Source organism: Ruegeria sp. AH12 (assembly GCF_056541465.1).
In genome coordinates, this window is record NZ_JBQFYL010000157.1 from 1 (window position 1) to 707 (window position 707).

Here is a 707-nt window from a genome sequence, read left to right on the forward strand (position 1 = left end):
TCTTTTAGTTGGGGAATGAATATCAAGCCGCGCGCTATCTGCGACAGCCGGGGCCGTTCTATGAATCTGTTCATCGCGGCAGGACAAGTCAGCTATGCATATCCGCATCTATGATGGCGCGGATCCGTTGCAAATCCTCAAGTTCGATGCTGGTGATCTCGTCATAAAGGTTGCGAAACTCGGGCTCATCCATCAAAAACTCAATCTTAGCCCGGTGCCAGGCGACGGCTTTTTCGTGTAGCTGCGCAATCTGAGGAACGTCTAGCAACGCTTCCATCGCCACTGACAATCTGGCCAGGTTGCGTTGGATAGTGACGTCCTGATACTGGTTCCAATCCATCCGTATCCAATAGTTGCGCCCGACAGTGCGATCCACATGCAGGGCCCGTCCGCGTTGACGCTTGACCAAGAAAGACTGCGCAGATCTTAGTGCGTAGTGGTTTAGCTGGACCAGTTCATAACCGATGGTCTTGATATCGGATCTCCAGCCATTCTTTGCCACTTTGTGCGTGATATCCTGACCCGATCCATTGACCCATAGCACCTGTTCGGCTTTTGCTTCTTTCAGCTTATTGGGCCGGTGACAGCTTAGTTTACGATAGGCACGAATATTCCTGGTGGCGGTCTTGAAGCCCCAAGCGGTATGCGGTTTGGGCAGATATGACGCAGCGCATCGGTCAAATTGCGCCAGGACCGGCCTGTCCTCG

Annotated in this window: 1 pseudogene; it reads right to left on the bottom strand. The window is 52.9% G+C overall.

Features of this window, described 5'->3' with window-relative positions:
- Nucleotides 1–88: 88 nt before the first annotated feature.
- Nucleotides 89–707 (bottom strand): annotated as a pseudogene (locus tag ACR0EL_RS22315) (glycosyltransferase family 2 protein); the annotation flags it as partial.